Annotated in this window: 18 protein-coding genes; 12 read left to right on the top strand and 6 right to left on the bottom strand. The window is 68.5% G+C overall.

From position 1 onward, the window contains the following. Window positions 1–163: 163 nt before the first annotated feature. Window positions 164–1,357 (bottom strand): vanadium-dependent haloperoxidase, encoded by a 1,194-nt coding sequence (locus IPK85_19960; GenBank protein ID MBK8249650.1) that lies wholly within the window; start codon window positions 1,355–1,357, stop codon window positions 164–166. Window positions 1,358–1,746: 389 nt separating this feature from the next. On the opposite strand from IPK85_19960, the gene IPK85_19955 reads away from it, so the two are divergent. The 4 genes from IPK85_19955 (at window position 1,747) to IPK85_19940 (ending at window position 6,353) form a co-directional block, all read left to right on the top strand. Beyond that, window positions 1,747–2,787, top strand: coding sequence for a hypothetical protein (locus tag IPK85_19955; GenBank protein ID MBK8249649.1), 1,041 nt, complete (start codon window positions 1,747–1,749; stop codon window positions 2,785–2,787). 128 nt (window positions 2,788–2,915) lie between these two features. Beyond that, the gene (locus IPK85_19950) at window positions 2,916–3,860 is read left to right on the top strand and encodes an Ig-like domain-containing protein (protein MBK8249648.1); all 945 of its coding nucleotides are present in this window, start codon (window positions 2,916–2,918) and stop codon (window positions 3,858–3,860) included. Between the two features lie 77 nt (window positions 3,861–3,937). After that, window positions 3,938–4,933: an Ig-like domain-containing protein gene (locus IPK85_19945; GenBank protein MBK8249647.1), complete on the top strand. Its 996-nt coding sequence runs from the start codon at window positions 3,938–3,940 to the stop codon at window positions 4,931–4,933. 178 nt (window positions 4,934–5,111) lie between these two features. Continuing rightward, window positions 5,112–6,353: a dipeptidase gene (locus IPK85_19940; protein ID MBK8249646.1), complete on the top strand. Its 1,242-nt coding sequence runs from the start codon at window positions 5,112–5,114 to the stop codon at window positions 6,351–6,353. Window positions 6,354–6,446: 93 nt separating this feature from the next. On the opposite strand, the gene IPK85_19935 is transcribed toward IPK85_19940, so the two are convergent. Next, on the bottom strand, window positions 6,447–7,205 hold the full coding sequence (locus IPK85_19935) for an enoyl-CoA hydratase/isomerase family protein (GenBank protein ID MBK8249645.1): 759 nt from the start codon (window positions 7,203–7,205) through the stop codon (window positions 6,447–6,449). Between the two features lie 213 nt (window positions 7,206–7,418). Here IPK85_19935 and paaA point away from each other — a divergent pair, with 213 nt between their 5' ends. From paaA to paaJ, 4 genes are read left to right on the top strand one after another with little or no spacing between them, the layout of a single operon-like run. After that, window positions 7,419–8,381 carry a 1,2-phenylacetyl-CoA epoxidase subunit A gene (gene paaA, locus IPK85_19930; protein ID MBK8249644.1) on the top strand — a complete coding sequence of 321 codons (963 nt, stop codon included), beginning with the start codon at window positions 7,419–7,421 and terminating at the stop codon, window positions 8,379–8,381. A 21-nt stretch (window positions 8,382–8,402) separates the two neighbouring features. Beyond that, on the top strand, window positions 8,403–8,693 hold the full coding sequence (gene paaB, locus IPK85_19925) for a 1,2-phenylacetyl-CoA epoxidase subunit B (protein ID MBK8249643.1): 291 nt from the start codon (window positions 8,403–8,405) through the stop codon (window positions 8,691–8,693). Between the two features lie 50 nt (window positions 8,694–8,743). Further along, entirely contained in the window at window positions 8,744–9,565 is an 822-nt protein-coding gene (gene paaC / locus IPK85_19920; GenBank protein MBK8249642.1) for a phenylacetate-CoA oxygenase subunit PaaC, read from the top strand. Window positions 9,566–9,587: 22 nt separating this feature from the next. Further along, the gene (gene paaJ / locus IPK85_19915; GenBank protein ID MBK8249641.1) at window positions 9,588–10,076 is read left to right on the top strand and encodes a phenylacetate-CoA oxygenase subunit PaaJ; all 489 of its coding nucleotides are present in this window, start codon (window positions 9,588–9,590) and stop codon (window positions 10,074–10,076) included. 57 nt (window positions 10,077–10,133) lie between these two features. On the opposite strand, the gene IPK85_19910 is transcribed toward paaJ, so the two are convergent. After that, window positions 10,134–11,051: a diacylglycerol kinase family lipid kinase gene (locus tag IPK85_19910; GenBank protein MBK8249640.1), complete on the bottom strand. Its 918-nt coding sequence runs from the start codon at window positions 11,049–11,051 to the stop codon at window positions 10,134–10,136. Next, window positions 11,048–12,538: a glycerol-3-phosphate dehydrogenase/oxidase gene (locus tag IPK85_19905; protein MBK8249639.1), complete on the bottom strand. Its 1,491-nt coding sequence runs from the start codon at window positions 12,536–12,538 to the stop codon at window positions 11,048–11,050. Before IPK85_19905 ends, IPK85_19910 begins: the two co-directional genes overlap by 4 nt. A gap of 254 nt (window positions 12,539–12,792) precedes the next feature. Here IPK85_19905 and IPK85_19900 point away from each other — a divergent pair, with 254 nt between their 5' ends. The 4 genes from IPK85_19900 (at window position 12,793) to IPK85_19885 (ending at window position 15,912) form a co-directional block, all read left to right on the top strand. Continuing rightward, window positions 12,793–13,521 (top strand): DUF4331 family protein, encoded by a 729-nt coding sequence (locus IPK85_19900; protein ID MBK8249638.1) that lies wholly within the window; start codon window positions 12,793–12,795, stop codon window positions 13,519–13,521. A gap of 37 nt (window positions 13,522–13,558) precedes the next feature. After that, window positions 13,559–14,092: a DUF4331 family protein gene (locus tag IPK85_19895; protein ID MBK8249637.1), complete on the top strand. Its 534-nt coding sequence runs from the start codon at window positions 13,559–13,561 to the stop codon at window positions 14,090–14,092. Between the two features lie 32 nt (window positions 14,093–14,124). Beyond that, window positions 14,125–15,411, top strand: a complete 1,287-nt coding sequence (locus IPK85_19890) for a hypothetical protein (GenBank protein MBK8249636.1) — start codon at window positions 14,125–14,127, stop codon at window positions 15,409–15,411. 63 nt (window positions 15,412–15,474) lie between these two features. Continuing rightward, window positions 15,475–15,912: a GxxExxY protein gene (locus tag IPK85_19885; GenBank protein ID MBK8249635.1), complete on the top strand. Its 438-nt coding sequence runs from the start codon at window positions 15,475–15,477 to the stop codon at window positions 15,910–15,912. On the opposite strand, the gene IPK85_19880 is transcribed toward IPK85_19885, so the two are convergent. Both IPK85_19880 and IPK85_19875 read right to left on the bottom strand, forming a co-directional pair. Then, window positions 15,909–16,721 (bottom strand): carboxypeptidase-like regulatory domain-containing protein, encoded by an 813-nt coding sequence (locus IPK85_19880; protein MBK8249634.1) that lies wholly within the window; start codon window positions 16,719–16,721, stop codon window positions 15,909–15,911. The two genes, IPK85_19885 and IPK85_19880, sit on opposite strands and share 4 nt — an antisense overlap. An 18-nt stretch (window positions 16,722–16,739) precedes the next feature. Beyond that, complete coding sequence (locus tag IPK85_19875) at window positions 16,740–18,875, bottom strand: pyruvate dehydrogenase (protein ID MBK8249633.1); 2,136 nt, start codon at window positions 18,873–18,875, stop codon at window positions 16,740–16,742. Window positions 18,876–18,929: the final 54 nt, after the last annotated feature.

Here is an 18,929-nt window from a genome sequence, read left to right as displayed (position 1 = left end):
AACGCTCAGCGGCACGGCGCATCCCGGTGAGCCGATCTCGACCACCATCCACTCGCTGGTGAGGGTGGGCGCATCCTCCGTATCGTTAGACGATTGCGGTCGCGCACCGGCGGACGACGAAGGCGGCCTCCCGATGTTCCGGGAGGCCGCCTGGTCGTACGGGCTAGGGCAACGGAGCGACCAGGTCCAGGTCTGCGGCGAGGGCAAGCGCCGCCGCGCTTCGGCCCAGCGCAAGTCCCGCGTCTGTATCGAAGCGGAAGTGGATGCCCGCGTAGAGTCGCGAAAGGCCCGACTGCGCGGCGAGGTTGTCCAGGCGTCTCCGCTCGCTGGGGAAGAAGGCCGTGAGCACGCCGTTCGCCGCGCCCGAGACGCACGAGTGCGCTGCCGGGTACGAGGGGTGCGGTGGTGCGGGAAACACCGTCACAAGCCCCGGGTCGGCCTGTGGTGGGCGGATGTACCAGTAGGTGTACTTGGCCTCGAAGCACCCAATGACGGCATCAAACGCTGCCGCGTTCATCAGGAACATGATCCGCGCGGCCTCTGCGTCCTCCCGGTGGTGCGCGACGATCAGGTCGCGCGCGACGCGCATGATGGTGGCGTTGGACCGCGGCGACTGGTTCACGTTCCAGTGGTTGGCCAGCTCGATTTGTGCCGCGGTGCGTGTATTCGCGATCGCGCGCAGTTCGGCCAGCGCCGCCGAGTACTCCGGACCGCCGAACGCCGGGGGCGGAGGAGGCCGTAGCTGGCTGCCCGACGACATGAAGAAGGGACGAGCGCCAAGCCCACCGCGTGCGATTGGCCCGCCGGTGTAGATCCATCGGCCCGGTCCGACCGGCGGCGGCCCAACTGGTGGGAGCAGCGGGTCCGTGAGACCGATGCCGTCGCCTTGAGCAAAGGTCAACACCCGTGCACCGATCGCGCGCCCGATGGCCTCGCCCACGCTGAAATCCGGGGGTTGGCCCCCCGGCCACGGTGCAGAGCGTTCCTGCACGTCAAGGGCTTCTTCGTTCGCCGCGACGTCGAGTGGGAAGAACGCATTGAGCACCGCCACCGAAGCGCCCGCGATGGCCGCGGTGACCGGAGGATATGCCCCGGGCGTGGCCTCCGCGGCTTCGGACGCCCGGAACTGTGCGTACGACAGGTACGCGTACATCCGATTGACATCCACGCCGCGTGCGGCAGCGAGCGCCGTGGCCCTCTCGTTCCAGCTTACTGTTGCACCGACATCCCAGAACTTGACCGCGCTGTACGCCACGGTCGCGTCTCCTGGGACGACGGCACGTACTGTCGTTGGTGGATCGGTGCAGGCCGCGAGGACGAGCAGCACCGCAGCGGCTGCCATGGGTTTGGTGTTCATGGACACTCTCCGAAAAGCTGGGGACCGAGGCCGAGTTCCGCCTCGCAGGACCAGACACGAGGAAGGAGGACGCTGTGCGACACTTGAGCCCGATCGTCCGTGGCACCCGCCGTGTCACCGCCATGTGGCCCCATGGAGCGATGTAGGTCGCTGGCAGCGCCCCTGCATGGCGACGGTCGGCACCCCGCTCAACGCCGTCGCAATCGGCCGGGCGCTCCGGCTGCTGCATGTCGCAAGGAGGCGGATTTCTCGTGTGTAAACGGAAGACTCGGCCCGATCGGCCCCGCGCCCAGGTGGCCAGCCGGGAGGGGAACCAGCGCGGTGGCAAGTGCCGCCACGTGCTTCGCGGTCGAGCTGGTTTGGGGGCATTCCATGGGAGTTGAGACCGAATGATTGAGACACTTACCACGAGTGGGAGTGACACGGAGCCGCAGAGGAAGCGAGCACGCCGCTGCGGAGGGTGGCTTGCCGCCCTGTGCCTTGTCCTGGCCTGCGCCGCGCCACAGGAACCGGTCGGACCGCCCCCCGCCGTCGCCCTCCGGATTCCGGGTGAACCCCACCGGAACTTGACGGTTGGCGTGGGGATGGAGCTGTCGGCCGTCGCGGTGGATGCGCATGGCGGCGAGGTGCTCGTCCCAGGGACGTGGCGTTCGTCGGATCCCGGCGTGGCGCGCGTGGAGTCACCCGGGGTGGTGCGCGCTGTGGCCTATGGGATGGCGACAATCACCGTGACCCACGCCGGACGCTCGGCGACCCTGTCGGTGTCGACGCATCCGCACGCACTTCGCGTGCGCCTGCTGCCCACTGGAGCGGTCGTCGAGGAAGGGGAGGAGTACGATGTTGTCGCCGAGTTCCTCGATGCCAACGCCGTGGTCATCGCAGTGCCGTGGGATGTCACCTGGGATGTGACGGGAGGCGCCGCATTGGTACCTGGGGGCGCACAACAGGCGCAACGGCTGCGCGCGGGAGGGGCCGGAGCACTCGACGTGGTCGCCACGGCCGGCGGGTTTCGTGCGCCCCTGCGGCTGAACGTTCTCCCCCGGAACGCGCTCAGGCTCACGGTGTCGCACTTCACCCTATGGGCCGACGTGCTCCCGGACGGCCGGATGGCCTTCTACCCCGACGTGGTCGTGGAAGCGCCGTTCGAGGCCACGATTACGCGGCTCGACTTCGACCGCCCGTCGATGGCCGTCTGCACGGTCGCGGCTGTCGTGCCTCGGGTGGCCACGCCGCTCTTCGACTTCATTCCGTACGACTTCTCCTGGAAGGGCGTGGCGATCGCACCGGGCTCCACCGTGGAGTTAGTCATCACCACCAAGCGCCCCGACGGGAGCGTCCAGACGGTCAAAGCACAGGGCCAGGTCACGATGCGGAACTTCGGGGTGATCGACCATGGCACGGGCAACTTCCCATGGGAGGTGTGTCGATGATTGGGACGCAGGTGGTGGGGGGAGTATCAGTGCGAAGTGGTGCACCGTCGTCCGGGCGGTCCATGGTGGCCGACCCTCGGAGACCGCTGGGGCGCCTTCGCGCGACCGCCCTCGGTCTGCTCTGCGGTGTGCTGGCGTGTTCGCGGTCGGACGAGCCGGCTGCGCCGGCCGTCCCAGCGGTTCTTCGGATCCTGGGGAGTCCCCAGCTGTCGCTCAAGGTCGGGGCGGAGCTGCAGCTGTCGGTCGTGGCCGTGGACGCCGAAGGCGCCGAGGTGCGCGTCGCCGGCGCGTGGAGTTCGTCGGACACCAGCGTGGTACGCGTGGAGACGCCAGGTTTGGTGCGCGCCATTGGCTATGGCGAGGCGGATATCACGGTGTATCACGGCGGCGGGAGCGCGACGGTGTTGGTATCGACCACGCCCGCTGGGCTTCGCGTGCGAGTGTTGCCCGCCGATGGGATCGTTGAGGAAGGCGACTCCTACGTCGTGGTCGCCGAGTTCCTCGACGTCAACGGTGCCGTCATCGCGACGCCATTGGATGTCCACTGGGAGGCGTCAGTTGAGGCACTGCTGGTCCCCGGGGGCGGCAAGCAGACGCAGGTATTGCGCGGACTGCGCGCAGGTTCGATCGACATCGTCGCGAGGTCCGAGCCGTTTCGCGCATCGGTGCGGTTGATGGTCCGGCCGGAGGCCGAGCCAAAGCTTAACGTGCCGACCTTCACCATGTGGGTCGACGCGCTCCCGGATGGCCGGATGGTGTTCTATCCGGACCTTGTTGTTGTTGCTCCGTTCGAGGCGACGATTCTCCGGCTGGTCTTTGACCGGACGCCCAAGACGTTGTGCGCCACCGCGCCGGTGTCGCCGGGGGTCGCTACGCCGCTCTTCGACTTCATTCCATACGACTTCTCCTGGCGGGGTGAGGCCCTCCGTTCGGGTACGGTGGTTGAGGTGCAGATTACGGTACAGCGCGCCGACGCGAGCCTGCAGGTGGTGCGCGCGCTCGGCGTCGTCACTCCATGGGACCGTACGGTGGTCGACTACGGTACGGGAGGCTACCCGTGGAACGTGTGTTGATGCACAGCCCAGGGCCGCCGGCGCGTGGTGGGCGTGGGATCCGTCGCGCGGCGCGCCGTGATGGGGAACGACAATGGATGGTGACGAGCCTCGTCATCCTGGGCGCCTGCGGAGGGACGACCGACGTCGGTCGCGCGTACGAACGTATTGAGGTGCGTGGCGCCGGCGCCGTGGCATCGGCCACATCGGTCACCCTCGCAGTCTATGGCATCGACGCCCGGGCGACGGCGCATCGGGTGCGCGCGACGTGGAAGTCGTCGGACTCGACCGTGGCGGCGGTGGACCGCGAGGGCATGGTCACCGGGCGGCGGGTTGGTGAGGCCCGCGTTCGGGCCACGGTTGGGGCGCTGCAGGCTGAACACCTCATGCACGTGCGGCCCGCGTCGATGGAGCTGCAACTTGTTGGCACTCTGGGCACCACGGAACCGTACGTGCCCTCGGGGCGACTGTTCACGGCGCGGGCGGTGTTTCGGGACGCACGACAGCAGGTGCTCGAGGTGCCGTGGCCCGTCGGCTGGTCGGTGGAAGACGCCAGGGCGGGGGCCGTGCGCTCCTATGAGTCTCCGCTGCAGCGGGAGGCCACCGTGCAGTCCGGCGCCCCGGGCCTCATGACCCTCCGCGCGTCTGCCCAGGGCGTGGGGGCCACCCGCGTGGTTGGGGTCTACACAGCAGATGCCGAGCCGCTGGAGATCCTTGAGACCGTCGTTGTCGTGACGGATACCGAGGCCGGCGGCTGGGAGGCGGCCCCGGTGCTGCGGGTGCGCGCCCTGGCCAGCGGGATGCAGGTCAGGCGGGTCCTGGTCCAGGGGGGGCCACTGCTGTGCACCGTCAACGCGCTGACGCGGGCGCAGGCCACGTCGTTGTTCGGCGAGCAGCCGTCTCACTACACGTGGAGCACCATCGGTCCCCGTCCCGCACAGGGTTCTGAGGTGCGCATGGAGCTGGACCTGCAGTATCCCGACGCGCGCATCGTGCGGCGGCTGCTGACGGCCAGGGTGGAGGTCCTTTCTCCCGGCACGGTCGTCGATCCCGGCGTGCGCGGGATGACGTGGCAGCCCTGTGATGAACGCTAGGCCGCCAGAGCGCTGACTCCCCTCCTCGACGTTCAGGTGGCTTGAAGGGGCGACGCCATTTCGGGTCGGGATCGAGAGGATCAACCGGGCGGGGGCAGTTCACGTCTCTCTGTTCACGACGAGGGCCTTGATTGTCGCTGGTGGGGGGCCGCACCTTGGGGATCACGCCACGGCTCCCATGCGACTCCTTCCGTTCGTCCTGCTGTGTGTTTCCAGCGCACTTGATGCCCAACCAACGCGCGACTCGTTCCTCCCGCGCGCGCGACGCCTCATGCGCGAGGCGCCGTTCATCGACACGCATAACGACCTGCCCGAGATGATCCGGCTCAAGGCCGCGTTCGACCTCGAGAAGTACGATCCCGACAAGTCGCTGCCCGACATCGACACCGACATCCCCCGCGCGCGCAAGGGACTGGTCGGCGGCCAGTTCTGGGCCGCCTACGTGCCGTCCCAGTACGAGGGCGACGGTGCGGGGAAGATGGTCCTCGAGGAAATCGACGTCATCCATCGCATGATCGAGCGATCACCGCACCTGGAGTTCGCCACTACCGCGGCCGACATCGTCCGCATCCATCGCAAGGGGAAGATCGCCTCGCTTATCGGCATCGAGGGCGGCCACGCGATCGACAACTCCATGGGGATGTTGCGCGCCGTCCATGCGCTGGGCGTCCGCTACATGACCCTCACCCATGGCTCATCCACGGCCTGGGCCGACGCCTCGACCGATGCGGCGAAACACCGCGGCCTTTCGGCCTTCGGGCTCGAGATCGTGCGCGAGATGAACCGCCTGGGGATGATGGTGGACATCTCGCACGTGTCGGACGGGGTGATGAGCGCAGTGGCGGCGACCAGTGAGGCGCCCCTCTTCTTCAGCCATTCCTCCGTACGCGCCATCGCTGATCACCCCCGCAACGTCCCCGACTCCATCCTGATGAAGGTCAAGGCGAAGGATGGCGTGGTGATGGTGAATGCCTTCCCGGCCTTTGTCGACTCCGCCAGCGCGGTGGCGATGCGTGATGTCTTTGGCGTGCAGCGGCGCTACCAGGCCCAGTGGCCGAATGATCCGCAGAAGGTCGATTCCGCTTTCCTGGCGTACATCAACGCCATTCCCAATACGACGCTCGACAAGTACGTCGACCACATCGACTACATCGCGAAGCTCATCGGGGTGCAGCACGTGGGGATCGGGGCCGACCTCGGGGCCATCGACAAGCACCCCGCAGGGCTGGACGACATCTCGATGTTCCCGAACCTCGTCGCCGAGTTGCTGCGCCGTGGGTACACCGACGCGCAGGTGAAGGGGATCATGGGTGGGAACGTCTTGCGCGTGATGCGGAAGACCGAGCTCGTGGCGCGCCGCCTCCAGCGCACGCGCAAGCCGAGCGTCGCCCGCATCACGGAGACGAAGGTCGCCCAGTAGCTGGGGCGCGCACGCCGCTGGGAGAACGCAGAGGCAAGGCCGCCTGACGAGTCCCGGCGAACGCCGGGACTCCGCGGCCCGCGTGCGGCTGCGCTACTTCCCGAACGACGCGATCGCCTGGCGCGTGAAGTCCGAGAGCACCAGCGAGCCGCTCATCCCTGCGCGTTCGGCGAGCAGGGTGTCCCAATGGTCGGTTCCCTCCCAGAAGACCTGCTTGAGCTTGGCCATCGCCGCCGGGTGTGACGCTGCCAGCTTTCGGCAGAGGTCGCCCACGGCGACGTCGAGCTGCTCCTGCGTCGCGGTGACCCGCGCGTACAGGCCGACCTGTTGCGCCCACGACGCATCGCGCCAGTCGTAGTCCACAGACATGGCCGTGTAATGGGCGAGCCCGATCTTGTGCTGGATCGGCGGGCCCACGACAAAGGGGCCAATCCCGATGGCGAGCTCGCTCAGGCGGACCGCGCCGGATTCGTGGGCGATGCAGTAGTCGGACGCGGCGATCAGGCCGACGGCCCCCCCAGCCGCCTTTCCGTGGACCCGGGTCACGATGAACTTCGGGCACCGCTTCATGGCCAGGATCACGCGCATGAAGCCGGAGAAGAATTCTTGTCCCTGGGCCGCGTCGCGAATGGCAACCAGCTCGTCGAACGACGCGCCGGCGCAGAAAGGCCCACTTCCGGAGGACTGCAGCCGCACGACCCGCACATCGTCGCGCCGTCCCGCCTCCTCGATGGTCGCGGCCAACGCGCGAAGCAGGGCGCCGGGGAGGGAGTTTCCACGCGGGTGACCGAAGGTGACGGTTCCGATCCCTTCGCTGACTTCGAGGGAAACCTGGCCGGCGTCGATCGTCATGGGAGCTGGGGAGGATGGTGGCGTCGCGGCCGGAAACTAGCGCCGTCACGGCGGGGGCGCGGGATCGGTCATTTCGCTCTGGCGCCTTCACCCGACACCCTTGTCCGGCGTTTCACGTTGCGGTGTGCGGGCGGCCCCCTGTTAGATTGAGCGAACCCGTTGTGGCGTCATGGGTTGGACGCCGGTCTTACTCTCGAAGTGGAGCCCAGAAGGATGACGGTTGCCGCCGCCGAAGACCCGGTCAAGCTCTCGGAATTTGAGGCCCGCCTTGAGCGGGGCGAGACGATTGAGCCGAAGGATTGGATGCCGGAGAAGTATCGCAAGCAGCTCATCCGCATGATGAGCCAGCATGCGCATTCCGAAGTGGTCGGGATGCTGCCCGAGGGGAACTGGATCACCCGGGCGCCGAGCCTTCGCCGGAAGATGGTGCTCCTCGCCAAGGTGCAGGACGAAGGGGGCCACGGGCTCTACATCTACTGCGGAACAGAGACGCTCGGGGTGGGCCGTGAGGAGCTCATCGAGCAGCTGCTGGCCGGCAAGGCGAAGTACTCCAGCATCTTCAACTATCCCACGCTGACCTGGGCGGACATCGGTGTGATCGGCTGGCTCGTGGACGGGGCGGCGATCGTCAACCAGACCATGCTGGCCAAGACCTCGTACGGGCCCTATGCCCGTGCGATGATCCGCATCTGCAAGGAAGAGAACTTCCACAAGCGGCAGGGCTACGAGATCTGCTCGGTAATGGCGAAGGGCACGCCGGCACAGCGGGCGATGGTGCAGGACGCCGTGAACCGGTGGTGGTGGCCGTCGCTCATGATGTTCGGCCCGTCCGACGGGACCTCGCCCAACTCGGCGGAGCTGATGCGGTGGCGCGTCAAGCGGGAGACCAACGATGCCCTGCGCCAACGGTTCGTGAACCTCACGATTCCCCAGGCGCAGGCGATCGGCCTGACCGTCCCGGATCCCGACCTGCGGTACAACGCCGAAACCGAGAACTGGGAGTTCGGTGCGATCGACTGGAGCGAGTTTCAGGCGGTGATCGCCGGGAACGGCCCATGCAACCGGGAACGCCTGGCCGCGCGTCGCAAGGCGCACGACGAGGGCGCCTGGGTCCGCGCGGCGGCCGAGGCACACGCCGACAAGCAGGCCGCGCGCAACAGCGAGCACGCCGCCTGAGCCCCTTACCGAAGACACGCGATGTCGACTGAGACGCAGTGGCCGCTTTGGGAAGTCTTCACGCAGGAAGGTGACGCCGCCCCACATGAACATGCGGGGAGCGTGCACGCCGTGGATGCGGAACATGCCATGCAGAACGCCCGCGACGTGTACGCACGGCGCGGCAAGGTGGTGAGCCTGTGGGTCGTGCCTACCGACGCAATCTCGGCGTCCTCGCCGGGTGATGCGGGACCGCTGTTCGACCCGGGATCCGACAAGGCCTACCGGCACCCGCAGTTCTACAAGAGCCCGCGGGGTGTGAAGATCTTCTAGGGTTGGGCAGGGACGAGGTGAGTGGCTCACGTACTGCACAAGGGCAACGCATGACCGAGGCAAGGGCACAAGCAGCGATCGCAGCGGGGGTGGCCCCGACGGGACCCACCGCGGGTGTCGCAGGCAATCCGTTGTTCGAGTACCTCTGCCGCATGGGCGACGACCGACTGGTTCTCGGCCATCGCCTGTCCGAATGGGCGGGGCATGCCCCGATCCTCGAGGAAGACATCGCCCTCAGCAACTTCGCGCTCGACTTCGTGGGCCAGGCCGCCGCGCTGCTCAAGCTCGCGGGCGAGGTCGAGGGCAAGGGACGTGACGAGGATGCCCTCGCCTACCATCGCGATGAGAACGAGTTCCGCAACGTGCTGCTCGTCGAGTTGCCCAGGGGCGACTTCGCCTTCACGATGGTGCGGCAGTACCTGTTCGATGCCTTCGATGTGCTGGCGCTCGAGCGGTTGGTGAAGTCCCGCCACGAGGTGCTGGCTGGCATTGCGGCCAAGGCCCTCAAGGAGGCGAAGTACCATGCCCGCCACTCGGGCGAGTGGGTCGTGCGCCTCGGCGACGGGACCGAGGAGAGCCATCGACGCACGCAGGCGGCCCTCGACGCGCTGTGGTCGTACCCATCGGAATTCTTCGTTGCCGATGGAGTGGACGCGGCGATGGTCGAGCAGGGGATCGGGCTCGACTTGCCGTCACTCAAGGCCCCCTGGGAGATCACGGTGCGCGAGACGCTGACGCGCGCGACCCTGACCGTGCCCAATGACCCGCGCATCGTCCGCGGCGGGCGGCTCGGGCGGCATTCGGAACACCTGGGCCACATGCTCGCCCAGATGCAGATCCTCCCGAGGTCCCACCCCGGCGCGCAGTGGTGAGTCTGCGCGGGATCCCCTGAGCATGACCTGGACACCGGCTGAGATCCGCGGCTGGCTGGATGCCGTGAAGGACCCCGAGGTTCCGGTCGTGTCCGTCGTTGAGCTGGGGGTCGTCCGCAAGGTCCTGGTGGACGGGGACGCCGTGACCGTGGAGATCACGCCGACGTACACCGGCTGCCCGGCCATGAAGGTGATGGAAGAGGAGATCCTGGCCTGCCTCGCCGAGCATGGAGTGACAAACGCCAGGGTGCAGACGGTCTTTCGCGAGGCGTGGACCACGGACTGGATGAACGACGAGGCGCGCGAGAAACTCCGCGCCTACGGGATCGCCCCACCGCAGCACCTCGGCGATCCGGGGCTCGTGACCCTGCGCCGGAACGTGCCGGTCGTCTGCCCACGCTGCGGCTCGCACCAGACCATCCGCCAGAGTGAATTCGGCTCGACCGCGTGCAAGGCGTTGTACACGTGCCGCGAGTGCCGCGAGCCGTTTGACTACTTCAAGGCCATCTGATCGCGGGGGGCCGCGGACCCGCGGTGCCGGCTGGTCGGACGGCGCGCGCTGACGTGGTCAGGTCACGCGGAGGGCCTGGGGGAGCACCTCGAACGCCAGACGCCCTATCGCCCCAGGCACCTCGCCATCGACCTCCACCGGCGCCGCGCTGAGCGGCTCGATGACGACGTGCCGCGCCCGCCGCTGGTGTACCCAGGGGAGGTGCTGATGGAGCCCGGGGTACACGCTGGGGAGGAAGGCGAGGACGCCCGGGCGCGGCAGGGCGTCGATCCAGACGACATCGAGCCAGCCATCGTCGATGCGGGCCGTTGGAGCGACCTGCATGCCGCCGCCAAAGGTGTGGCCGTTGCAAACGGCACAAAGCAGGACGGTCACCTCGAACGGCGGTTCCTCATCCAGGGTCAGGCGCAGCCGGTGCCGCTGGAGTCGCGTCGCTGCCGCGATCCCCTCGAGGAGGAAGGCGAGGGGGCCGAGCCGTGCCTTGGTCACCGTGCCCGCGTGGGTGCGGACGGCGACATCGGCGCTGATCCCGACCGATGCGATGTTGGCGACCACCGCCCGCTGCGCGTCCCCGGTGGGGGATCTCCAGGTGAGTCGCGCGGCGTCGATGAACCGTGGATCGCCGACGCGTGCGCGGGCGATCGCTGCGTCGAGGCCGGCGGGCACGCCTAACGAGCGACGCATGTCGCCCCCGGTGCCGCGGGGAATAAGGGACAGGATCGGGCCGGGCCCGGGACCGGGCTCGAGGCACCCCTCCACGACCTCGTGCCAGGTGCCATCTCCACCCACGACGAGCAGGTGCGAAGCCCCCTCGTGCGCGAGGGAGCGGGCCAGGGCGGTCGCGTGGCGCGGCCCGGTGGTGCGGTGCGCGCGCATGTCGGGAAACGACGCCGCGAGTCGCGCTTCGATCTCGACCAGCCGCGCGGCCGTGGCCCCGCCGGCCGACCGTGGATTGATGATGGCGTGGACGGTCACGCCGGCCACATCGACACACGGCGGCAGGCCGCGATGACGGCCTCGACCTGCCGATCGCGCTCCTCGGCGCTCCATCCCGCCACGGTGGACGCGGCGTCGGCCCAGGCGCTGAGATGCTGTGCGCGGGTCGCGGTGGGGAGGTGCGCGGTGAGGACGGCGAGGTGTGTTCGTCGCAGGACGATGTCCGCGAGGCTGGTCGCCATCTCTTCGTTGAGCGCACGGGCGATGGCGTTGGTGTCACTCGTCGCGTCACCGGGGATCGCCGCGGGGCTCCAGGGGAGTGGTGCGGATGCCGTGGTGCACGAGGGCAGAGAACGACCGAGGAGCCGCTCCACCCGGTCGACGCACTGCTCGGCGACCGCGCGGGACGTGGTCCACTTGCCGCCAATCACAGAGAACATCCGTGCGTCCAATTGGGTAACCTCGGACCGGCGGGACGCGGCGTAGGTGTTGCCATTGGAGGCCGCCAGGGGGCGCAGGCCAGCGTAGGCCCATGCCACATCGTCGCGCGTGAGCGCGGCGCGTGGCAGTCCGGTGTTGATGACCCGCAGGAACGCGGCGATATCCTCCTCGGATACCCCCACGTCATCGGGATCGCCGAGGAACGGCTCGTCCGTGGTGCCAACGAGCGAACGCCCGTGCCAGGGGATGACGAAGAAGTGCCGCCCGCCCACCGGGACCAGCAGGGCGACGTCCTTGGTCAGCGCCCGCGTGACGAGGTGAATGCCCTTGGACCGCATCACGCGTGGCGGGGACGGCGCCCCGAGCTGCCTGGCCACGAGGTCGGTCCACGGGCCCGCCGCGAGGATCGTGACCTGGGGCGAGACGCGGATCGTGGCGCCGCCAGCACCGTCGACCAGGTCCACCGATCCTGTGCCCGTACGACCGGTCGCGGACATGTAGTTCACGCAGACCGCACCATGTGCAGCGGCATCGGTCAGGCACGCGATCGCGAGTCGCTCCGGCGACTCGGAGATCGTGTCGTGGTACACCAGGCCCGCGGTCACATCGGGGCGCTCGAGGACCGGGGCGCGCTGCAGCACGGTGTTTCGGTCCAGGTGGCGGCTGCGGGGAATGCGCGCGGTGTGCACGACCCCGCGATTCCGGTCCCACGACAATGCATCGTAGGCCATCAGGGCCAGTCGCATCCACGCCCCGTTCAGGGACCCCAGCGTTGGCAGGATGAACGGCGCGGGCGCGACCGCGTGCGGCGCAATGACTCCCCAGATCCGGCGTTCACGCAGCGATTCCCGCACGACACTGACCTCGAGGTTCTTGAGGTAGCGGAGGCCGCCGTGGATCAGGCGCGAGGTCGCCGCGCTGGTGCCGCTGCTGAAGTCGTGGCGATCCACGAGGGCGACGGAGAGGCCTCGCCGGGCCGCATCGCGCGCGATGCAACAGCCGGTGATCCCTCCGCCCACCACGAGCAGGTCGAAGGATTCACTGGCGAGGCGGGCGAGGGCTGCGGCGCGGCTCGGGAGTCCCATACCGGACAAGGTCGGCGATTGCCGCCGCGGTGGCAATCCGCCGTTCGAACTGCGGCGTACCAGCTGGGGTGGATCCTCGGGCCCCGACTGGCGGGCCCCTGGTGGCCGGTGACGCCACACACCTGACGACGGGAGCAGGGCGCGCGAGCGAGTGAGCGGTCCGCCAATCCACCAGGTGCCGAGCGGCGTAGCTGCCGTGAGTGCCCACGACTCGTCAGGCACGTCGACACACAACTAAACACTCTGGAGGCATCATGTTGTATCGCACCACGGTGCGCCGGCGCACCATCGCGGCTGCGGCCGCGTTGACCGTGCTGGCCGGCGGGATCACCGCCACCGTCGTCCTGGCGTCCGATCACCAGGACACCCCCGAGGTCGAGCTCAGCCCGCGCATGGACATCAACGATGTCTACGCGTTTCCGGGCTCCAGTGCGGACCGGATCGTGCTCGTCATGACTACCTCGTCACCCATCACGCCGGCCCAGGGCGCGACGGCCGGGTTCGACACCAACCTGTTGTACCAGCTCAAGGTCGACAACACCGGCGACGGCGTTGAGGATCGCGTGTTGCAGTTCACGTTCACGGGGTCCGGTCCCACCCAGCAGGTGACCATGCGCGGGCCGGTCGCACCGGCGATGACCGGCCAGATGACGACGCTCGTCTCGGGCGCGCCATCGGTGACCGGGGCGACCAACACGAACGTGGCGAGCGGGAACGTGCAGCTGTTCGCCGGGCTCCGCGACGACCCGTTCTTCATCGACCTCGAACAGTTCTTCCGCATCATCCCCGACCGCAAGCCGGCCACGGGCGCGCTCTCGCAGATCCCGGACACGCCGACCGCGAGTGGATGGCGCGCCCCCGGACAGGCAGTGGACTTCCTGCGCGGCCTGAACACGCTCGCGCTCGTTGTTGAGCTGCCGGCCTCGCAGCTGACCGGCACCGGCACCGGCAAGATCGGCGTCTGGGGCACCATCTCGCGCTAACGCACCTCCCTCCATCCAAACACACAGGAACCGCACCATGCGACGCCTTATCCTCCCCCTCCTCGCTGTCGCCGCGCTCGGCGCGTGCTCTGACGACGATGAGACTCCCGTGGGACCTGTCACCGGTCCCCGCGTCTACAACCAGGTGGAACGCCTCGGCAACCCGCTCGTGAGCGAGGTCTTCCTCGCCAAGCGAAACCATGGCTTTCACAATGCCGGCGCCCCCACCACGGACGTCGCCAACCACAGTGCTGAACTCCGGGCCTTTGTGAAGACGGTGGCTGGTCGCCAGGACAACGTGGCCAACACCCTGGCCTCGGTCCTCCTGCCGGACATGCTGATCGTGCAGGTGAACAAGCCGGGGAACACGGCCGGTTGGTTGACCTGGGCCCTCGCCGACGGCTACGGCGGACGCAAGCTTAACGATGACGTCGTGGATGCCGGGTTGGCCGCCATCTTTGGCCCGCTGCTGAGCCCCGCCAACGTGACGACTGCCCTGGTCACGGACAACGTCAGTGCGAATGACAAGGCGTTTGGCACCACCTTCCCGTACCTCGCGGCGCCGCAATGAGCCGCCGGGCCCTTCCGTTCGCAGTCCTCGCGGTGGCAGTGGTATCTGCCACCGCCTGGACTGGGGTGGTGCGCCCCGCGCGACGAGCCGAAGCCGCCACGCTCGCCGCTCGCGCAAAGGCACAGCAGGACTACCAGCTCCGCACGGACGATATCGCCTTCTATATCAAGCGCTCGGAGGAGGACCCCCAGAGCGCCGAGGATCGCGCGATGGTTGCGGGGCTGCTGCTTCAGCGGGCACGTGAGGGAGGTGGGCGGGCAGACTGGGAGCTGGCGGAGCGTTATGCGACGGCCTCGCTCGCGCTGCGCAGCAATCGCAACGGCAAGGCCCGGCTCGCCCGGGCGAGCGCGCTGCTGGCCCAGCACAACTTCGCCCCCGCCCTCGGTGAGGCGCAGCGGCTGGTCGCCGAGGCGCCGGAGGAGCCACGCTATCGCTCGCTGCTCGCCGAGTTGCATGTGGAGATGGGGAACTACGACGCGGCCGGCGCACAGTTCGACACGCTGACGCCGTACCTGGCGGAGCTTGCCGTGGCGCCACGTTATGCGCGATACCTGGAGTTCCGCGGCGAATCGCGGAAGGCGCTGCGTGTGCTCGAAGGGGCCGCTGGCGTCGCACGCACGGAGACCGACCTGCCCCGGGAACAAGTGGCCTGGTTCGGGCTGCGACTGGCCGACGCGCAAATGCGCACCGGACTGATGGATGTCGCCGCGCGAACACTGGCGGCCGCCCTCACCCTCGTCCCGGATGACATCCGGCTCTGGTCGCTCAAGGCGCGCTGGCACGCGCAGCGAGGAGAGTGGCGGGACGCACTCAACGCCATCGACAGGGTCGGGGACAACGCGGACATCCAGACGATGGCACTCGCCGGCGACGCCTGGGCGGCGTTAGGCGATTCCGCGAAGGCGGCGGCGCTGTGGGGATCGACGGAGCGAGCGGCGCTGGAGAACCCCGAACCGTTCAACCGGCAGTGGACGCTCTTCCGGCTCGAGCACGGGATCGAACTGACGGCCACACGTGCCCTGCTGGAACGCGAGAGCCTCGAGCGCCGTGACGTCTTTGGCCTCGGCCAACTGGCCCTGGCCCGGGTACTGACGGGCGATCCCAGGGCCGCCGTGGACGCGATCCAGGGGGCGCTGGCTGCGGGGACCGCTGATCCATGGCTCTGGTATGTGGCAGGACGGGTGGAGGAGGCGAACGGGCGGGCCGGTCATGCGGCGACCTGGTATCGGCGCGCGCTGGAGATGCATCCCCAGTTCCACCACCGACTCGCGGCCGACGCCGAGCGGCGATGCAAGGAAATGGACCGATTGGGAATGTGAGGATGATGGCGGACCAGTCCACAGCTCCCAGGTTGGGGTCATCCTCAGCCTGGGAGACCTTGTATGCTCGTTCCGAACGCAGCCGTTCCGGCCTCGGCATTCATCGCGGCGGACCTGGGTGGGGCCCCACGAGCGCCACGCGTGTTGCAGGATCGCGCGGTGGCGTCCGTCCTCGCCGCCTTCTTTGCCGTGCATCGTGAACTCGGGGGTGGCTTCCTGGCGGGGGTCTATCATCGCGCCCTCGCGCTGGAGCTCCTGCAGCGCGGAATCACCTTTGAGCAGGATGTCGGGTTGAGCGTCTTCTACAAGGGGACGAAGGTGGGGCAGTATCGCGCCCCGGTGCTGGTCGAAGGGCGGGTCGTGGTTGACCTGCGAGCCGCGCCCCGTCTCGAGTCGAGTGATGAGAGGGAGCTGAGCAACTGCCTGCGGGCGAGCGGATGTGAGGCGGGGCTCTTGCTCAACTTCGGCGTGGCGGCGTCCTTCCGGCACGTGGAGCGTTAGGCACTGCCCGGGCGCCGCGTCCAGAGCACGACCACGCCGCAGGTTGAGCGCGAGCGCTGGAAGAGGATCGGCGCTTCGGCGGCGCTGCGGTACACCTCGATGGCCTCGAGCGAGGCGACATTGTACGCGTCGAGGTTGGGGGGTTCCGCGGTGCCATGTACCCAGATGGGGAGGCCGTCCAGGAACACGTTGAAATAGCAGGCCTTGGGAAAGGGGACCCCGTTGATGCAGCTCATCCAGGGCTGGCGTTCAATGGCGCCCGAGCGACCGCCGGCGGCAGCCCACCCGCCACCACAGTCGACCGGGCGCTTCACGAACTGGATCCCCGCGGAACGTCGCAGGGCGTTCGTGACGGTCGAATGTTCCTGCTCGGCGAGGACCTCCCGAGGGAAGAAGCGACCGATTCCCGCGCGTCGTCTCGTCTCGAACTCTTCGCTCGCCCAGTCACGGCGTGCGCCCTCCACCACCACGGCGCTCAGCTCCTGCGCGTTGGACTGCAGTTCGAGCACGAGATGGATCGTGTCGTCGGTGGCCAGGACGAGCGATCGCGAGATGGGGAAGTAGCCGATCGCACGCACCAGCAGGCGGAAGCGTCCACCAGAACCCGCCGAGACCTGGAAGCGCCCGGCGCTGTCGGTCAGCGCCATCGGGGCGGCGGCTGGTTCCAGCATGACCTGTGCGCCCGCGACGGTACCGCGTGGGGCGCTAACGACTCCACGCACCACGGATTGGGCGGGCGTCGCGACGGTGAGGCACAAGGTGGCGACGATGGCTATGGCACAGCGTCGCCTGACGTGCGAAAGGTCCACGGACCCTCCGTGTAGGAACTAACTCGCCAGCAACTCAGCGACTCGCGCCCGGATGACCTCGACGGACGGGAGGACCGCGTCGAGCAGGATCGGGTGATACGGCATGGGCACGTCCTCGACACACAACCGATCGACAGGCGCGTCGAGGTGCCAGAACGCTTCCTTTGCCAGGGTCGCGCCAATCTCGGCACCGAACCCGGAGGTGAGGGTATCCTCGTGCACGATGAGGCAGCGGCCGGTCTTCTTGACAGATGAGAGGACGAGCTCGCGGTCCCACGGGGCAATGGTGCGCAGGTCGATGACCTCGATCGACGCGTCCATCCCTTCGGCCGCCTCGCGACAGCGGTGCACCATCGCGCCCCAGGTGACCACGGTCAGGTCGTCGCCGGCGCGGACGACCCGACCCGTGCCTAACGGCAATACGTAATCGTCGCCCGGGTACCGCGCGCTCCCGTCCGACGTCATCAGGAGTGCGCGGTGTTCGAAGAATATCGTCGGGTTCTTCGAGCGCATCGCCGCGCGCAGCAACCCGACGGCATCCGCCGCGTTGCTCGGGAAGGCCACCTGCCACCCGATCGCGTGCGTCCACAACACCTCGGCGCTCAACGAGTGCCAGGGGTCGCCGACATCCTTGCCGAAGCCGCCCGGCAGGCGCACCACGATCGGGGCACAGAACCGGTTGGCGGTGCGCCACCGCATGGTGCCGCAGTTGTTGAGCTGTTCGGTGGCCGGATCGGCATACTTGCGGAACTGGATCTCCGCGACCGGCATCAGCCCGGCGATGGCCATTCCCACGGCTCGCCCGACGATCCCTTCCTCCGAGAGCGACGTGTCGAAGACGCGGTCCACGCCAAACTGACGCTGTAGGCCCTCGGTCACCAGATGGACGCCGCCTTTCACGCCGACATCCTCGCCGAACACCAGCACGCGAGGGTTCCGCTCCAGCTCGATGCGGAGGGCGCGGCGGACTCCCTCCGCGAGGCGTAACACCTCACCCTCTGCTGTCGGCTGGTGCGCCGCGGGCAGCGCTGACAGCTCGGCCTCTGGCACGCCGCCCTGTGCCAGCACGTCGTCCGGGCCTGACGCCTCGTCATAGACCCAGCGCTTGATCCGCGTCGGGTCGGGCAGGACGCGCGCGCGCGCGGCGTGCAGGGCGGCATCGACATCGCGGGCGACCTCCGCTTCCAGGTCGCGCCACGCCGCTGGGCTCATCATGGCAGGGACGAGGTAGTCCTTGAGGCGCGGCAGTGGGTCGCGCGCGGCGTCCGCCGCGATTTCAGCCTCAGTGCGATACCCCTTCTGGTTGTCGGGTCCCGAATGACTGGAGAGACGAGGGACCGTCAGTCGCACGAGGGCCGGGCCCGCGCCGGAGCGCACATGCGCGGCGCACTCGGCCAGCAGGGTGGCCGCCTCGTGCGGGTTGCACCCGTCCCCGTCGCGGATGAACAGGTTGCCGAACGAGGCCAGGTTGCGCGTGATGTTGCCGCCCGGGGTCTGCATCGTGCCGCGCACGGAGATGCCGAGGTCGTTGTCCTCGATGTAGAACAACACCGGGAGATTCAGGGTGGTCGCCATGGTCAGCGCGGACCAGAACCCGTTGGTGGCCACGGAGCCGTCGCCGCCTAACGCGACCCCCATGGCCCCGCGGTGGGCCTCGCTGCCGAGCACGTCGCGGTGGTACGTCGTGGCCTGCGCCCAGCCCACGACCGGGGTGTACTGGGACCCCACGTCGCCGGACATGGGCAGGACCGTCGGGGTCCCGCGTCCGGGCATGTTGCACACGACGCCGATGTCGCGACCGTCCGAGAAACCTCCCGCCCGACCCAGGGGGCTGCCGAGGGCGTCCTCGAGTGTGAGGCCGAGGGCGAGGAGCGCGGGGCGCGAGCGATAGTACGCGCCGACCCCGTCGTGGGGGTGATCGAGGAGCGACCCCAGGATGACCTGGGCCATGTCGTGACCACGGGCCGAGAACTGGTACAGGACGACGTGGTCCTTCGGTACGGAGGCGCGGTTCCGATTGGTGGTCTCCTCGACGTCGTCGAGCGCGCGGGAACAGAGGGTATGGTATGCGATGCGGCGCCAGTCGAACCCGGGGACCGGGGTGGTGGGGCGGGTCCGGGCGGCAGGGCGCTTTGGGGTCGTCTTGGACGGCATTACGGGCAGGACGAGGCGAATTGGGGCGGGGGCGGGCCAACTCCTCATGGACTT

The sequence above is a fragment of the Gemmatimonadota bacterium genome, from assembly GCA_016712265.1.
Lineage (GTDB): Bacteria > Gemmatimonadota > Gemmatimonadetes > Gemmatimonadales > Gemmatimonadaceae > RBC101.
Note: the sequence above shows the minus strand (reverse complement) of the source record. Positions and strands in the feature narration are given on the sequence as shown.